Annotated in this window: 15 protein-coding genes; 10 read left to right on the top strand and 5 right to left on the bottom strand. The window is 66.3% G+C overall.

Features of this window, described 5'->3' with window-relative positions; translation table 11 throughout:
* The first annotated feature begins 65 nt into the window (after nt 1–65).
* The gene (gene dnaQ, locus C1933_RS19575; RefSeq protein WP_108754603.1) at nt 66–575 is read left to right on the top strand and encodes a DNA polymerase III subunit epsilon; all 510 of its coding nucleotides are present in this window, start codon (nt 66–68) and stop codon (nt 573–575) included.
* A gap of 89 nt (nt 576–664) precedes the next feature.
* On the opposite strand, the gene C1933_RS20195 is transcribed toward dnaQ, so the two are convergent.
* On the bottom strand, nt 665–1,513 hold the full coding sequence (locus C1933_RS20195) for a hypothetical protein (protein WP_159094027.1): 849 nt from the start codon (nt 1,511–1,513) through the stop codon (nt 665–667).
* A gap of 165 nt (nt 1,514–1,678) precedes the next feature.
* On the bottom strand, nt 1,679–2,917 hold the full coding sequence (locus C1933_RS19570) for a glycosyltransferase (RefSeq protein WP_108754602.1): 1,239 nt from the start codon (nt 2,915–2,917) through the stop codon (nt 1,679–1,681).
* A gap of 282 nt (nt 2,918–3,199) precedes the next feature.
* On the opposite strand from C1933_RS19570, the gene rpmB reads away from it, so the two are divergent.
* The 6 genes from rpmB (at nt 3,200) to C1933_RS19540 (ending at nt 9,368) form a co-directional block, all read left to right on the top strand.
* A complete protein-coding gene (gene rpmB, locus C1933_RS19565) occupies nt 3,200–3,436 on the top strand; it encodes a 50S ribosomal protein L28 (RefSeq protein WP_005411638.1) in 237 nt (78 codons plus the stop codon).
* 10 nt (nt 3,437–3,446) lie between these two features.
* Nucleotides 3,447–3,614 carry a 50S ribosomal protein L33 gene (rpmG, locus tag C1933_RS19560; protein ID WP_170272460.1) on the top strand — a complete coding sequence of 56 codons (168 nt, stop codon included), beginning with the start codon at nt 3,447–3,449 and terminating at the stop codon, nt 3,612–3,614.
* A 196-nt stretch (nt 3,615–3,810) separates the two neighbouring features.
* Nucleotides 3,811–5,229: a cardiolipin synthase gene (gene cls / locus C1933_RS19555; protein ID WP_108754601.1), complete on the top strand. Its 1,419-nt coding sequence runs from the start codon at nt 3,811–3,813 to the stop codon at nt 5,227–5,229.
* Nucleotides 5,230–5,259: 30 nt separating this feature from the next.
* Nucleotides 5,260–6,681, top strand: coding sequence for an FAD/NAD(P)-binding protein (locus C1933_RS19550; RefSeq protein WP_108754600.1), 1,422 nt, complete (start codon nt 5,260–5,262; stop codon nt 6,679–6,681).
* A 9-nt stretch (nt 6,682–6,690) separates the two neighbouring features.
* On the top strand, nt 6,691–8,883 hold the full coding sequence (uvrD, locus tag C1933_RS19545) for a DNA helicase II (protein WP_108754599.1): 2,193 nt from the start codon (nt 6,691–6,693) through the stop codon (nt 8,881–8,883).
* A 158-nt stretch (nt 8,884–9,041) separates the two neighbouring features.
* The gene (locus C1933_RS19540; RefSeq protein WP_108754598.1) at nt 9,042–9,368 is read left to right on the top strand and encodes a low molecular weight protein tyrosine phosphatase family protein; all 327 of its coding nucleotides are present in this window, start codon (nt 9,042–9,044) and stop codon (nt 9,366–9,368) included.
* Between the two features lie 85 nt (nt 9,369–9,453).
* Here the strand turns inward: C1933_RS19540 and C1933_RS19535 are convergent, their stop codons facing one another.
* Nucleotides 9,454–10,080, bottom strand: a complete 627-nt coding sequence (locus tag C1933_RS19535; protein ID WP_108754597.1) for a hypothetical protein — start codon at nt 10,078–10,080, stop codon at nt 9,454–9,456.
* 138 nt (nt 10,081–10,218) lie between these two features.
* Between C1933_RS19535 and C1933_RS19530 the strand changes: the two genes are divergently transcribed.
* Entirely contained in the window at nt 10,219–10,773 is a 555-nt protein-coding gene (locus tag C1933_RS19530) for a hypothetical protein (protein ID WP_108754596.1), read from the top strand.
* 80 nt (nt 10,774–10,853) lie between these two features.
* Here C1933_RS19530 and C1933_RS20190 read toward each other — a convergent pair whose 3' ends face one another.
* Together C1933_RS20190 and rtcR are read right to left on the bottom strand one after the other, a co-directional pair.
* A complete protein-coding gene (locus tag C1933_RS20190; RefSeq protein ID WP_159094026.1) occupies nt 10,854–11,000 on the bottom strand; it encodes a hypothetical protein in 147 nt (48 codons plus the stop codon).
* A 73-nt stretch (nt 11,001–11,073) separates the two neighbouring features.
* Nucleotides 11,074–12,669, bottom strand: a complete 1,596-nt coding sequence (gene rtcR, locus C1933_RS19525) for an RNA repair transcriptional activator RtcR (RefSeq protein WP_108754595.1) — start codon at nt 12,667–12,669, stop codon at nt 11,074–11,076.
* Nucleotides 12,670–12,856: 187 nt separating this feature from the next.
* On the opposite strand from rtcR, the gene C1933_RS19520 reads away from it, so the two are divergent.
* Nucleotides 12,857–14,404, top strand: coding sequence for a VWA domain-containing protein (locus C1933_RS19520; protein WP_108754594.1), 1,548 nt, complete (start codon nt 12,857–12,859; stop codon nt 14,402–14,404).
* Nucleotides 14,405–14,906: 502 nt separating this feature from the next.
* Nucleotides 14,907–16,133, top strand: a complete 1,227-nt coding sequence (locus C1933_RS19515) for an RtcB family protein (protein WP_108754593.1) — start codon at nt 14,907–14,909, stop codon at nt 16,131–16,133.
* Nucleotides 16,134–16,173: the final 40 nt, after the last annotated feature.

Below are 16,173 nucleotides of genomic sequence, written 5' to 3'. Positions count from 1 at the left end.
TAGGTCGATGGCGTCAACGTTCGTGCGACCATTTCCGGCACGCCACAAAGGAAATGGATTGCCACATGAGTCGTATCGTTGCACTGGACACCGAAACCACCGGCCTGTCGCACAAGCAGGGCCATCGCATCATCGAAATCGGTGCGGTGGAAATGATCGACGGACGAATCACGGGTCGCCAGTTCCACACGTTCCTGCAGCCACAGCGTCGCGTGGACCCTTTCGCACAACGTGTGCACGGCATCAGCGACGCCATGCTGGTCGGCAAGCCGTTGTTCTCCAACAAGGCGGTCGAACTGCTTGAATTTCTACGTGGCAGTGAACTGGTGGCCCATAACGCCACGTTCGACGTCGGCTTCCTGGACCATGAACTTCGCCTGGCCGGCCACACGGTGGCCCTGGCCCACCATTGCCGCGTGACCTGCAGCCTGAAGATCGCCCAGCAGCGCTGGCCGGGGCAGCCCAACAAGCTGGATGACCTGCTGCAACGCCTGGGCATTCCCGGCGAGCGCGGCCTGCACGGCGCGCTGAAGGATGCACATCTGCTGGCCCAGGTGATTCCGCACCTGCGTTGAGTTGGCCTGCAGCAGGGGTCAGAGCCCGCGTCTGTCGAGGCGGGATCCAACCCCATCGGGAGGCCGTGACGACACCCGTGTGCCTGACGCTACGCCTCTGCAGGGCAGTGCAAGCACAAGTTGTCGTCATGCACGCGATTGAACCTGCAGACATGTTCTATGTGTTGCCGCGCCTCGGGTGAGAACCAGCCAAGCACTTCCACCAAGTGTCGGTGTCTATCACGCAGATCCTGATGGAAGGTGATGGGTTCATGGTGGAAAACGCGATTCCGCAGAGCGCGCGCGCCTTCGACCCGACGTTGAACCTTTGCTCTGGTTCTCCAGGATTTGGGAACGCCAGGTAGAACCGTGCCGAGGAGGGCAGGCCACGCTGCCCGTCCTCCATGTTCATAGGCGAAGTGAAACATCCCGCACCAGAAGCCGAACCCGAGTTCTGCAACGATTCGATCCGGATCATGGGGCTTGTTGCGCTTGGAGAGCGTTGCTTTTGCCTCCAGGACCATACGTGCATGGTTCGCATTGAGCCAGGCCTGCGCATACCAATCGCGCGCCCCGAAGTGGCGGCTGAAAGCGTTGTGAATGCTGTTGCGCATCACCACCTCCAGCATATGAAGCACTGGATACAGGGCCTCGCACAGAAGCATGTTTCTGGCGTGCCTTGCTACGGCCTCAATGCCCATATTTCCGTATGAGTGGGCTACCGATGCCACCTGCTGAGGCTGGGCGACAGTGGCGGATGCTTGGTGGATCTTCAGAGCGCCGGCCAGCGCCGAGCCCAGCGCGCCACCGGGTGCTTGGTTGACGGGATCGATCACAACTGCGGCGGCGGGCGCAGCTGGCAATCCGTAGGGTGCCAATCTGGTCGATGACACTGCTGCTACCAACCCGTCAGCGATCTTCACATCAATGAGCGATGCCCAATGCGGACTCTTGAACACGGTGTGATCTTCCCCTAGCATCGGCAGCGCATACCCCGGCAAGCTCCTCTCCTCACATGCTTCACGTGAGTGATGGGTCCGGGGTTTTTTTTGTCCGCCAGCTTTCCGTGTGCTGTGTTCACCCCGGCATTTCATAGGCTGGGCAAGGGGGCTGGCAGAGCCATTTCAACGTTCTACAGCAACGTCAGGCGGGGGGTAAGGTCGATTTCCGTCAATCGCGGCGACGGCGGTGGCCACGCCATCTTCGCTGGCCATCGCTGCACCCAGTGCAGCGGCACGTGCGCGCGTTTCCGGGTCTTCGGCGAACGCGATGGCCGTCGCCAGCGTGGCCGCATGCAAGCGCTTCGGCGACAGCGGTGCTGGCGCAACACCGAGCGCCTGCAGGCGCCGCGCCCAGAAGAACTGATCGGCAGCGAAGGGCATCACCAGTGAGGGAATACCCGCGCGGCAGGCCGAATGCGTGGTGCCACTGCCACCGTGATGGATGGCCAGCGCGCAGCGCGGGAACAACGCTTCATGCGGTGTCGGGCCAACGACGAACACGTTCGCCGGCAGGTCGCCTGCAGGCAGGCCCGCCCAGCCGGGAAACAGCAGCACGCGTCGCGGTGCCAACGCGTGCAGCAGCGCCGGCAACACACGCTCGCGGTCGAAGCCGGTCATGCTGCCGAAGCCCAGGTACACCGGTGGCGGACCGGCATCGAGGAAGGCCTGCAGGTCTGGCGGCGGCAACCACGGTTGCTCCGGCATCCGCCATTGCCCGCACACCACGTGGTCGGCCGGCCAGTCCGGCGGCGGCGGCAGCAGTTGCGGGGAAATGCCGTACAGCATTGGCAGGCCGGTCCACAGCGTGCGGCGCGGGGCTTGCCCCAGTGCGGCGCGCGCCACGTTGATCGGCTTGCGGAACGTGCGCCACACCGCCTGGTTGACCAGCCCGTAGCTGGCCCGGCGCAGGAACCCGGGCAGCGGCAGCGGCGGCAGGAAGGGGGATGCAAAGACCCGCGTCGGGGTGAGCGGAATCATGCCGGTGCCGATGGCTGGCAGGTCGTGCCGTTCGGCCACGCTCAAGCCCACCAGGGCGGCCAGACCCCCCGTCAGTATGGCGTCGCAGCCTGCGGCGGCCGCATCGGCCTGCGCCATCCAGGCCGGCACGTGGCGGCCGGACATCCGCCCCAGACCGCGCGAGGCGGCAGCCAGGTTGTTGCCGCGTGCCACCAGGGCCACCACCTCGTCGTGAATGTCGCCCTCCAGCGCCGCGTGCGGCACGCCCAGGTCGCGTGCGCTGCCCAGCGTGCCCTGTTCGGCCAGCAGCATCACCTCATGGCCCGCCTGGCGCAGCCCGTGGCACAGCATCACCAGCGGCCGGGTGTCGCCTTCGGTGCCATAGGTCAGGGCCAGCAGTCGCATGGAAGGGCTCGCGGGAGGGGCCGCCAGTATGGTCAGACCCGGCATGAACACGGCGTGCCACGTTCAGCCTTTGCCCTGTGGACAACTTGCGCAAGTGATTGAAAGCCTGCATAATGCGCGACTCGCTGTGTCCGGTTTCGTGCCGGGCGGCACCCCCGGGAGCACGTCCCCGGCCGCCCAACGCCAGCGTAACCCTTTGATTCTCTTGACGTGTGGTGGGCAACCACCGAGGCCGCCGTCTCCCGGGCTACGGGCTGACACAATTAACTATCGAGGTGCGCAATGTCCCGCGTATGCCAGGTTTCCGGCAAGCGAGTGCAGACGGGTAACAACGTCTCGCACGCCAACAACAAGACCCGTCGTCGTTTCCTGCCCAACCTGCACGAGCGCCGCTTCTGGGTTGCCAGCGAAAACCGCTGGGTGAAGCTTCGTGTTTCCGCGCATGCACTGCGCACCATCGACAAGAACGGCATCGATTCCGTTCTGGCTGAGCTGCGTGCGCGCGGCGAAAAGGTCTGAGGAGTAGACGATCATGGCAGGCAAGCGCGATAAGGTCCGTATGATTTCGACCGCCGGTACCGGTCACTTCTACACGACCGACAAGAACAAGAAGAACACCCCGGGGAAGATGGAATTCTCCAAGTACGATCCGGTCGTGCGCAAGCACGTCCCGTACAAGGAAGGCAAGATCAAGTAATCCGCAAGGGTTGCTGATCGCCTCCGGAAAAACCCGCCCTTGTGGCGGGTTTTTTCATGCCCGGCGCCCGGTGGGCGCGCACCCCGCCCGGTAGGTGCCAACCTTGGTTGGCACATGCTTCCATGCAGTCGAGCATGGCTCGACTCTACACACCCTGCTGGGCAGAATGGCTGCACACCTCCCGACGGGCGACGCGATGCTGTTCGAGTGGCTGCTGGGCTCCTACCTGCTGTTGATCGACTGGCTCATCCGCCTGGTCGCGCTGTGCTGGATTCCCACCCGCACCACGCCGGGGGCCGCACGCAGCTGGCTGCTGCTGGTCGGCTTCGTGCCCCTGCTGGGCCTGCCGTTGTACCTGCTGTTCGGCCACCCCTGGCTGTCGCGCGAACGCATCCGCCGCCAGGCCGAGGCATCGCTGGTCATCCGCGAAGAGCAGGCGCTGCAGCGGCGTCTGCGCTGGGTGCCGCAGCCCGACACCGCCACTGCCGAGATCGTGCCGCTGGTGCAGCGCCAGGGCGACTTCATGCCGGTGCATGGCAACGCCGTCGATCTGCTGACCGACTACGACGAATCGCTGCACAGCCTGATTGCCGATATCGACCAGGCCGAAGACCGCGTGCACCTGCTGTACTACCTGATGTTCGATGACGCCGTGGGCGAGGCCATCGTCGAAGCCCTGCAGCGAGCCGCCGCGCGTGGCGTGCAGTGCCGCGTGCTGCTTGATGCCGTCGGCGCCAAGCGCGGCCTGCGCGCCTACCGCAAGCGGCTGCAGGCACGCGATGTGGAAGTGCGCGCGATGCTGCCGGGCGGCCTGCGCTGGCGCCGCAGCGGCCGCATGGACCTGCGCAACCACCGCAAGATCGCGGTGATCGACAACGAAGTGGCCTACGTGGGTTCGCAGAACCTGGCCGGCCCGCAGTTCGTGCCCGGCCATCCCAACCGTGAACTGGTGGCGCGCGTGCGCGGTCCGGCGGTGGCCCATCTGGAAGCGGTGTTCGCCAGCGACTGGTACATGGAAACCGGGCAGCGCCTGGAGGTGATCGCCAACGTGCCGGTGTGCAGCGACGACATCGCCACCCAGCTGCTGCCCAGCGGCCCGGCCTACCCGTACAGCAATGCGCGCGATGCCGTGGCCGCGCTCATCCACCTGGCACGGCGGCGACTGGTGATGGTGACCCCGTACTTCGTGCCCGACGAGGCGACCCTGAGCGCGCTGCGCATCGCCGCGCTGTCGGGCGTGCAGGTGCAGTTGATCCTGTCGGCCAGCAACAACCAGCGGCTGACGTCCTGGGCGCAGGAGGCGTACTACGAAGAACTGCTGCGCTGTGGCGTGCAGATCGCGCTGTACGAGCCGCAGTTCCTGCATGCCAAGCACATGAGCGTGGACGAAGACATCGCGGTGCTGGGCTCGATCAACATGGATATCCGTTCGTTCGCGCTGAATGCCGAGATCGGCCTGATCTGCTACGACCGCCCGCTGGTGAAGCAACTGTGCGCGATCGAAGACGACTACCTGCGGCAGTCGACGCTGCTGGACCTGGAGCAGTGGCGGCAGCGGCCGGCGTGGCGGCGCAGCCGTGAAGGCATCGCACGGCTGGCCGATGCGCTGATGTAAACGGGCGCGTTGGCGCGGGTCACGCCAGCCATGGCCTACAATCCCCGCATGACTGATTCCGCGCGAACCGCTGAAGCGGACCTGGCGATCATCGGTGGCGGCGCCGCCGGCGTACTGGTGGCCCTCCACGTGCTGCAGCAGGCCCGGCAGCCGCTGTGCATCACGCTGTTCGAGCCGGCCTCGCAGCCGGCACAGGGCATTGCCTACTCCACACCGTGGCCGGAGCACCTGCTGAACGTGCCGGCGGCAAAGATGAGCGCATTCCCGGAACAGCCCGGCGATTTCCTCGATTACCTGGAAGCGGCCAACGCCTACCCGGGTGAAGCACGCGATGTGCTGGGCGAGCGCTATGTCTGCCGCCATTACTTCGCCAGCTACCTGCAGCATCGCCTGCAGCAGGCCGCTGCGGCCAGCCCGGCGCAGGTGCAGGTCATCGCCCAGCCGGTGCTGGCCCTGCGGGTGGACGCGCACGGCTGCCAGTTGCAGCTGGGCGATGGACAGGTGCTGCGCGCCGCGCAGGCGGTGCTGGCCACCGGCAACAGCATGCGCCCGCTGCCGGTGCCCGGCGCCGACGCATTGACGGCCGATGCGGTGGTCGAAGCCTGGGATTACGACGGCGTGCGGACCCTGGCCGGTACGCAGGCATTGGCCATCGTCGGCTCGGGCCTGAGCATGGCCGATACCGTGCTGGCCCTGGTGGCTGCCGGCCATAGCGGTCCGCTGCATGTCATTTCCCGTCATGGCCTGCTGCCGCTGCCGCACGACCATGGCGCGCTGCCGAGCTTCGATCCCGCCAGCCTGCTGCCGCTTACCCTGCGCCAGCGGCTGCGCGCACTGCGCCAGCACGCCGGTGAACTGCAGGCCGCCGGGCAGCCGTGGCAGGGCGTGATGGACCGCATCCGCGCCCACGGGCAGGCCCTGTGGTGCAGCCTGGATGCAGCCGACCAGCGTCGCTTCCTGCGCCATGTGGTGCGCTACTGGGACGTGCATCGTCATCGCATTGCCGAAGGCATCGATGCGCAGCTGCAGGCGCTGCAGGCCAGTGGCCAGCTGCAGATCCACCGCGCACGGTTGCAGCAGGTGCGCCAGCAGGACGACGCCCTGCTGCTGAGCGGGCGCAGCGCTGACGGTGGTGACCAGACCTGGGCGGTGGCCGGCATCATCAATGCCACCGGCGTGGAAACCCGTGCCAGCGCCCTGCGCAACCCGTTGCTGCAGCAGCTGCTGGCCGATGGCGTGGCACGGCCGGGACCGCATGGGCTGGGCCTGGACAGCGGCGTGCCCGGCGATCGCCTGCACGACGCGCAGGGCCGGCCGCAGCCGCGGCTGGGCGTGCTCGGCAGCCTGCGCATCGGCAGCCTGTGGGAAAGCCTGGCCGTGCCTGAACTCCGTCAGCAGGCACAGGCATTGGCCACGCAGGTGGTCGCAGGGCACGCGACCGCGATGCCGTAAAATGGGGGCATGGATGTCTCCCACCTGCTTGATGGCCTGAACCCGGCCCAGCGCGACGCCGTCTCTGCTCCCCCTGGCCACCACCTGGTGCTGGCCGGCGCCGGCTCGGGCAAGACCCGCGTGCTTACCCACCGCATCGCCTGGCTGCATGAAGTCTTCGGCGTGCCCACCCACGGCATTTTCGCGGTCACCTTCACCAACAAGGCGGCCGGTGAAATGCGCCACCGCATCGACGCGCAGCTGCCCAACGGCAGCCGCGGCATGTGGATCGGCACCTTCCACGGCCTGGCCAACCGCCTGCTGCGCCTGCACTGGCAGGACGCCAAGCTGCCCGAAGGCTTCCAGGTGATGGATTCGGACGACCAGCTGCGGCTGGTCAAGCGCGTGGTGCAGGCGCTGGAAATCGACGACAGCAAGCACCCGCCCAAGCAGATTGCGTGGTGGATCAACGAGCAGAAGGACGAGGGGCGCCGCCCGCAGCACATCCAGCCCGAGCCGCACGATGCGTGGCTGGAAACCATGCGCCAGGCCTACATCGAATACCAGGCGCGCTGCGACCGCGCCGGCCTGGTCGACTTCGCCGAACTACTGCTGCGCGCGCACGAACTGCTGCGCGACAACCCGGCCCTGCTGGCCCACTATCGCGCCCGCTTCCGCGAAATCCTGGTGGATGAGTTCCAGGATACCAATGCCATCCAGTACGCCTTCGTGCGCGTGCTGGCCGGCCACGAAGGCCACGTGTTCGTGGTCGGTGACGATGACCAGGCCATCTACGGCTGGCGTGGCGCCAAGGTCGAGAACGTGCAGGGCTTCCTGCGCGATTTCCCCGGCGCGCAGACCATCCGCCTGGAACAGAACTACCGTTCCACCGCCAACATCCTGGGCGCCGCCAACGCGGTGATCGCGCACAACCCGGACCGCATCGGCAAGGAACTGTGGACCGACAGTGGCGATGGCGAGCCGATCGATCTGTACGCCGCGTACAACGAAATGGACGAGGCGCGTTACATCGTCGAACGTGCCCGCCAGTGGGTGCGCGACGGCGGCAGCTACACCGAAGTGGCCGTGCTCTACCGCAGCAACGCGCAGTCGCGCGCGCTGGAAGAAGCGCTGCTGAGCGAACAGGTGCCGTACCGCGTGTACGGCGGCATGCGCTTCTTCGAGCGCGCCGAAATCAAGGACGCGCTGGCCTACCTGCGCCTGCTGTCCAACCGCAACGACGATGCCGCCTTCGAGCGCGCGGTGAACACGCCCACCCGTGGCATTGGCGAACGCACGCTGGACGAAGTGCGCCGCGAAGCGCGTGCGCAGGGCCTGTCGCTGTGGGAAGCCACCATGCTGGTCACCCAGGGCAGTGCGCTGGCCGCACGCGCACGCAACGCGCTGGCCGGCTTCCTGGTGCTGGTGAACGAGCTGCAGGCACAGACCCTGCACATGACCCTGGCCGAGCGCGTGGACCACATCCTGTCGCGCTCGCAGCTGCGCGAGCACTGGAGCAAGGAAAGCCGCAACTCGCTGGATTCGGAATCGCGCACCGACAACCTGGACGAACTGGTGTCGGTGGCCTCGCGCTTCGTGCGCCGTGCCGATGACATCGAGGAAGTGGGCGAGGAGATGGATGAGCTGGTCGCCTTCCTGGCCTACGCCGCGCTGGAGGCCGGTGAGGGCCAGGCGCAGGCGGGCGAGGAGGGCGTGCAGCTGATGACCCTGCACTCGGCCAAGGGCCTGGAATTCCCGCTGGTGTTCCTGGCCGGGATGGAAGACGGCCTGTTCCCGAGTGCGCGCTCACTGGAAGAAAGCGGGCGGCTGGAAGAAGAGCGCCGCCTGGCTTACGTGGGCATTACCCGTGCACGGCAGAAGCTGGTGCTGTGCTACGCCGAATCGCGGCGCATCCACGGCCAGGACAACTACAGCCTGCCCTCGCGCTTCCTGCGCGAAATCCCGCGCGAACTGCTGCACGAGGTGCGCCCGAAGGTGCAGGTCTCACGCCCGGCCTCGCTGGGCAGCAGCCGGGTGATGGGCCACGCCTCGATCGAGGCGCCGCCGCTGAAGCTGGGTGCCCTGGTCACCCATCCCAAGTTCGGCGAAGGCATGGTGACCGACTACGAAGGCAGCGGCGCGCACGCCCGCGTGCAGGTCGAATTCGCCGATGCCGGCAGCAAGTGGCTGGTGATGGCCTACGCCAACCTGACGGTGATCTGATTACCGTCGGGGTCAGATCCCTCCCGCGGGAGGGCTCTGACCCGGTCTTCGAGCTCCTGTAGAGTCGAGCTTGCTCGACTGCTCTGCGCGTTCAGTCGAGCAAGCTCGACTCTACAAAAAGCAGTCGAGCAAGCTCGACTCTACAACGGCAGAATCCCATGACCCGCAACGTGCTCTTCCTCTGCAGCCAGAACCGCCTGCGCAGCCCCACGGCCGAGCAGGTGTTCGCCGATTGGCCCGGCATCGAGACCGCCTCGGCGGGCTTGCTGGCCGACGCCGAGGAAGTGCTCAGCCCCGAGCTGCTGCAGTGGGCCGACCTGGTGTTCGTGATGGAAAAGGCGCACCGCAACCGGCTGTCCAGCCGCTACAAGGCATGGCTGAACGGCAAGCGGGTGATCTGCCTGGATATCCCCGACGACTACGACTACATGGACCCGGTGCTGGTGGAACTGCTGAAGCGCAAGGTGCCACAGTTCCTGCGCTGAGCGTGGGAACGTCCCGTAGAGTCGAGCTTGCTCGACTGCCCCTACGAAGAGCAGTCAAGCAAGCTCGACTCTACGGATCGGGGCCTCAGTCCTGCGCCTTTGAGCCCGTCGCGGCATCCTGCTCGGACATCGACTGCTGCAGGCTGCTGGTGAAGTTCTTCACCGCGCGCTCCAACGCGATCTCCCAGTTCTCGCGCGAGACGATCTGGAAAATGTTGGCGCCGTGGCCGGTGGCCGTGAAGGTTCGGGCCTGACCGTCCTTGCGGGCGGTCACATCGACCGCTATGTCGGCCAGCATCTGCTGGGTTGAAGATGCGGCACGCCAGAAGTTCATCGGCATCTTCACCGAGAAATCGGTCAAGGTTGCCTCCAGTTCCGTGCAGGTGCCCGTGCACTGGTCTGTCGTGCGGTAGCCCATGTTGCGCAGGGCCTGGATCATGATCTCGCGCGCCTTGTCCGGGGCGGTGGACGACTCAAGGGACACCAGCACGCCATTGTTGCCGCGGATGACGCCACCGATGCTCTGCGGGCGCTCCGCAGCCGCCACCTGCGGGAAGTACGTCGTGCGCCCATCGCGCACCGGCGCGACGACGACCACCGGGCCCTGCTCGGGATTGACCCGGATGTCAGGCACGTTCACGCGCACGACTTCAGTGCGGATGCCGCAGCCCGTGAGCACCAGCAGCAGTGTGGCTGCAATGATCGACTTCATGAATTCCCCCTGTTGGAATGATGTTTCTGTACCGCGCATTATCGCGTGGCCGACGGGTCCCGGGGGAGGCCTCGCCGAAGCAGCAGTCGAGCGAGCTCGACTCTACAATGGGCGGTGACATCTTCCAGGAACGCCGCCATGACCGAACCCACGCTGCACGTCACCGTGAGCTTGAACGCCAAGTTGCAGCCCGAACACCGCCACGAGCTGTTCGAGGACCCGCTGGATGCGCTGCTGCAGGCGGCCGCGATCGGTGAGATCACCGGCGGCGGCACCGCGATCTCCGACGAGGGGGAAGTGGAGTACGGCGATATCGAAATCGCGCTGAACGACGCGGCCGGCGTGCCCAAGCTGGTTGACCTGCTGGAACAGCTGGGCGCACCGAAGGGGTCCAAGGTGCAGGGCGCGGGTGAGGCCGATCGCAGCTTTGGCGTCACCGAGGGGCTGGGCATCTACCTGGACGGTCTGAACCTGCCGGACGAGGTGTACGAGCAGTGCGATTCGAACCATGTGTTCGAGCAGCTGTCCGAGCGCATCGATGGCCTGGGCGAAATCTGCAGCTGGTGGCAGGGCCCGACCGAAACCGCGCTGTACATGTATGGCCAGTCGTTTGCCGCGATGCAGGCAGCCATTGCCGAGTTCGTCGCCAGCTACCCGCTGTGCCAGAACGCGCGCATCGTGCAGATCGCCTGAGCGTAGACGTTTACCGGTAGGTGCCAACCTTGGTTGGCACGATGCTTCCGATCACAGAAAGCAGTCGAGCAAGCTCGACGCTACTGGCCCGCCGCCTGCTTGGCATTGTCGCGCAGGGCCAGTTCCTTGCCGACCTGATAGCCGCCGTAAAGCACGGCGAAAACGCCGATGACAACCCATACAAGTGTGCGTGGGACGGCGGCGGGTTCTGGTTTGCGTTCGTGCATGGCGATCTCCTTGAAAGCGATGGATGCTGCGCGGCCAGCATGTACCGGGGCCCTTCGTCGAGCAAGCTCGACGCTACGCAGAACCGGGGCTGCGCACCTGCTCCCAGTCCAGGCCGAACTTCGCCAGGTACTTGCGCAGGCGGTCGGCGTCGTTGGTACTGGCGCGCTGGGTGCGTGATACCGCGAACAGCTCGCGTCCAGCGGCAGAAAGCGACTTTGAGCGCGCGCAGACCCGCACCACTTCTTCCAGCTGCACGCGGTCGAAGCGGTCCAGCTGGTCCGCTGCCTCGCCCAGCAGTGCCTGCAGCGGTGAGGGCGCTTCGCCGCCGCGCCACTGCCGGCGCAGGCGGGCAATCTCCTCGTCCACGCCCTCGGTCTGGATACGCCCGGCCGTGGCCAGGGTGGCCAGGCGCATGATCGATGCGCCCAGGTCGCGGAAGTTGCCGCGCCAGGCCGCCTCGGCGCTGGTAGCGAAGGCCAGATAGCGCGCACGTGCTTCCACGTTGAAGCGCACCCGCGCGTGCTGCTGCTGTGACCAGCGCTCCAGCTCGAACTCGATGTTCGGCTCGATGTCCGCGCTGCGCTGGGCCAGGCCCGGCAGGTGGTAGGTCCACAGGTTCAGGCGTGCCAGCAGGTCTTCGCGGAAGCGGCCTTCCAGCACCGATTGCTGCAGGTCGCGGTTGGTGCCGGCAATCAGCTGGAACTCGCTTTCCACTTCGCGATCGCTGCCCACCGGCAGGAAGCGTTTCTCCTCCAGTGCACGCAGCAGCATGGCCTGTTCGTCCAGCCCCAGTTCGCCGATTTCATCCAGGAACAGCAGCCCCTGGTGCGCCGAACGCAGCAGGCCGGCGCGGTCCGACGATGCACCGGTGTAGGCGCCCTTGGTATGGCCGAACAGCGTGCTCATCGCACCGTCGCCGCGCAGCGTGGCGCAGTTCACTTCAACGAAGCGGCCGGGCAACTGGTGTTTGAGCTTCTTCAGTTCGAACACGCGCTTGGCCAGCTGGCTCTTGCCGGCACCGGTGGGGCCCATCAGCAGCATCGGTGCGCGCGAACGCGTGGCCACCGTTTCAATCTGCTCGATCATCGCGTTGAAGGCGGCGTTGCGGGTGGCGATGCCGCTCTTCAGCAGATCGCGATCCTGCAGTTGCTGCTGGGCGAAACGCTGGGCGATGTGGTCGTAGCGCGACAGGTCCAGGTCGATGACGGCGTAGCTGCCGGCCGCGCCATCCTGCTTGCGCGGCGGCGAGGTCTGCAGCAGGCGGCCGGGGAAATGCCGGCTCTCGGTGAGCAGGAACCAGCAGATCTGCGCCACGTGCGTGCCGGTGGTGATGTGGACGTAGTAGTCCTCCTCCTCCGGCTGGAACGGGTAGCCGGCCAGGAAGTCGTGCAGGGTGGCGTAGACCCCTTCGAACTCCCACGGATCGGCCAGGTAGGTGTCGTGCCGGCGCACCTGCAGGCCCGGTGCGGCCTGTGCCAGGTCGTCGCACACCACTCGCGCCAGCTTGGCGTAGCGACGCTCGTCCAGCAGCAGTTCGACCCGGTCCGGCAGGAAATCCTCGTGCATGCCCAGCGATACCGTCGGCCGCCATTTCTGCCACCGGCCCGGTCCTTCGCCCGCGTCGAGCTGGGTGCCGAGCATGCCGAAGACGACCTGTCGCCGTGTCATATCCATTCCTATAAAAGACGCGCTTCAACTATATACATTCTTCGAGCGCGACGCCGGAGATTCTTGCTTGAATCGAACAAAAACGCAGTAAAAACAACGTCTTGATCAAGTCGATCAAAAGTTGGCACGGCCATTGCTCTATTCCAGGCAAGACACGACGCGGGCAGTTCCCGCCGAGGACACCACCATGGCCAACCTGACGCTCTTCTCCAACATGCGTGCCCCGGCGCTGCCGCCGGCCACCACCGTCAATGAAGCCGGTGGCCTGGCCTACCGCCGCGACCCGCGTGCTGCGCTGGCCCTGTATGCGGCCACCGGCTGCCTCAACAACACCTTCTACAGCAACGCCGACGCGCAGCTGCGGCAGGTGCTGGCGCTGACCGCGCAGGTCGAGCCGAACTTCGTGGCGCGCACCGCGGTGTATGCCCGCCAGGTGGCGCATATGAAGGACATGCCGGCGCTGCTGCTGGCGGTGCTCAGCCTGCGCGATGCCGCGGTGTTCGCCCAGGTGTTCCCGCGGGTGATCGACAACGGTCGCCAGCTGCGCACCTTCGTGCAGATCATGCGCAGCGGCCAGGTCGGGCGCCGTTCGCTGGGCTCGCTGCCCAAGCGTCTGGTGCGTGAGTGGATCCAGCAGGCCCCGGTGGAAACGCTGGTGCGTGCAGCCATCGGCCAGCAGCCGTCGCTGGCGGATCTGATCCGCATGGTGCACCCGAAGCCGGTCGATGCCGAGCGCAAGGCGCTGTATGCCTGGGTTGTCGGTCGTCCGTATGACGCGGCGCAGCTGCCGGCGCTGGTGCAGGCCTACGAAGCGTTCAAGCGTGACCCGCAGGGACTGCCGCCGGCGCTGCCGTTCCAGTACTTCAGCACGCTGCCGCTGGATGCGGCGCAGTGGTCGGCGCTGGCGCGCAGCGCGTCGTGGCAGTCGATGCGGATGAACCTCAACACGTTCGCCCGCAACGGCGTGTTCGACGATGCGGCGATGGTGGACCTGATTGCCGCGCGGCTGCGTGACCCGCAGCAGGTACGTCGTTCGCGGGTGCTGCCGTACCAGTTGCTGATGGCGTTCCACGCCGGCAAGGGCCTGCCGTTGCCGATCCTGGATGCACTGCAGGATGCCATGGAGATCGCCACGGCATCGGTACCGGTGCTGCCGGGGCGGGTGGTGGTCGCGGTGGACGTGTCCGGGTCCATGCAGTGGCCGCTGACCGGCTACCGCAAGGGCGCCAGTACGTCGGTGCGCTGTGTGGACGTGGCGGCCTTGATCGCGGCTTGTGTGCTGCGCGGTCAGCCGCAGGCCACGGTGCTGCCGTTCGACACCCAGGTGCGGCCGGTGCGGTTGAACCCGCGCGACAGCGTGATGACCCTGGCCGCGCAGTTGGCGATCAACGGCGGCGGCACCTCGGTCAGCGCACCGCTGGAAGACCTCAACCGTCGCCGCGCGCAGGTCGACCTGGTGGTGCTGGTGTCGGACAACGAGAGCTGGCGCGACACCCGCCAGGGCGGTGCGACGGCCACGATGCGGGCGTGGGAGGTGCTGAAGCAGCGTTGCCCGCAGGCGCGCCTGGTCTGCATCGACCTGCAGCCGGTGGCCAGCAGCCAGACCGTGCAGCGCGAAGACGTGCTGCACATCGGCGGCTTCAGCGATGCCGTGTTCGATCTGCTGGGCCAGTACGCGCAGGCACCGGCCGATGGCAGTGGCTGGGTGCAGTGCATCCAGGACATGACGTTGTAAGGCGGCAAGGATGTCGCCAGGGACCGCCCGGCTGGCAATAGGGCCAGCCGGGCAGGGACCCGGAATTCGAGTTTTCGCGGTGAATGCTGGTGGAACTACATTGGTTGTCCCTTCGGGGTCGGGTTCAAATCCCGCCTTTCCTGCCGGGTGTGGGGAAAGAGATGTTCCACTCCTTTTGTCACCGCACCTGTTTCAACGCCGGCACTGCGAATGCCGGAGGAACTACAGCCTTCTAAGCTCCGGGTCGCGGGTTCGAGCCCCGCCCGCTGTGGCAACGCAGCGGTAGCTCAGTGGTAGAGCAGGATGTTCCTCCACCCCTCGTCGTGCTGCCGGCACCTTTGCTTTCGTTGCGCGGGGAATGCCGGCCGAACTACATCGGAAACCCTTCGGGGTCGGGTTCAAGTCCCGGCCACCTGCCACGGCAACGCGGCAGGTGGTGCGTTCGGCCACCTTTGTCACCGCACCTTCTTTGTTTTTGTATTGGATGAAAGGAAACATCACCATGACCACGATGAACCATGACGTGATCCAGCAGCCCGGCGCTGCACCCATCAAGCTGTGGACGCGCGGGGTGCCGCTGGAAGACCAGGCACGCGAACAGCTGCAGAACATCGCGCGCCTGCCGTTCATCCACAAGTGGATTGCGGTGATGCCCGACGTGCACCTTGGCAAGGGGGCAACCGTGGGTTCGGTGGTACCGACCGTGGGGGCTATCATTCCCGCCGCGGTGGGCGTGGATATCGGCTGCGGCATGATGGCCGTGCGCACCACGCTCGATGCCAGCGACCTGCCGGACAATCTGTCGGCCGTGCGCAGCGCGATCGAACGAGCGGTGCCGCATGGCCGCAGCGTGACCCGTGGTGGCCGTGACAAGGGCAGCTGGGATACGCCGCCGGAGCTGGCCATCGAAGGCTGGAAGCAGCTGGTGGATGACTTCGCGCTGATCTGCGAGCGCCACCCGCGCCTGAAGAACACCAACAACCTCAAGCACCTGGGCACCCTGGGTACCGGCAACCACTTCGTGGAAGTGTGCCTGGACCAGGACCAGCGCGTGTGGTTCATGCTGCACTCCGGCTCGCGTGGCGTCGGCAATGCCATCGGCACCTACTTCATCGAACTGGCCAAGCAGGAAATGCGCCGCTGGATGATCAACCTGCCCGACCAGGACCTGGCGTACCTGCCCGAGGGCAGCCAGCACTACGGCGACTACGTGTTCGCCGTGGAGTGGGCACAGCGTTTCGCACGCATGAACCGCGAGGTGATGATGCGCAACGTGGTGGCCGCCGTGCGCATGGTCATCAGCAAGCCGTTCGAGGCCCAGGCCGAAGCGGTGAACTGCCACCACAACTATGTGAACCGCGAGACCCACTTCGGCAAGGAGGTGATGCTGACCCGCAAGGGTGCGGTCAGTGCGCGCAAGGGCGAGCTGGGCATCATTCCCGGCAGCATGGGTGCCAAGAGCTTCATCGTGCGCGGGCTGGGCAACGAGGACAGCTTCCACAGCTGCAGCCACGGCGCCGGCCGCGTGATGAGCCGTACCCAGGCGCGCAAGCTGATTACCGTGGATGAACACGCCAAGGCCACCGCGCACGTGGAATGCCGCAAGGATGCGGAGGTGGTGGATGAATCGCCGGCGGCCTACAAGCCGATCGAGGCGGTGATGGAGGCCCAGCGCGATCTGGTCGAGATCGTGCATACGCTGCGCCAGGTGGTGTGCGTGAAGGGATGAAGCGGGCCGCGCGCGGCGTACACTGCGCCGCGCGCGGCAG

It is taken from the genome of Stenotrophomonas sp. ZAC14D2_NAIMI4_6, assembly GCF_003086875.1.
In the GTDB taxonomy this organism is placed as follows: Bacteria; Pseudomonadota; Gammaproteobacteria; order Xanthomonadales; family Xanthomonadaceae; genus Stenotrophomonas.
The sequence above is the reverse complement of the archived record's forward strand: the minus strand, read 5'-3'. Positions and strand labels throughout refer to the sequence as shown.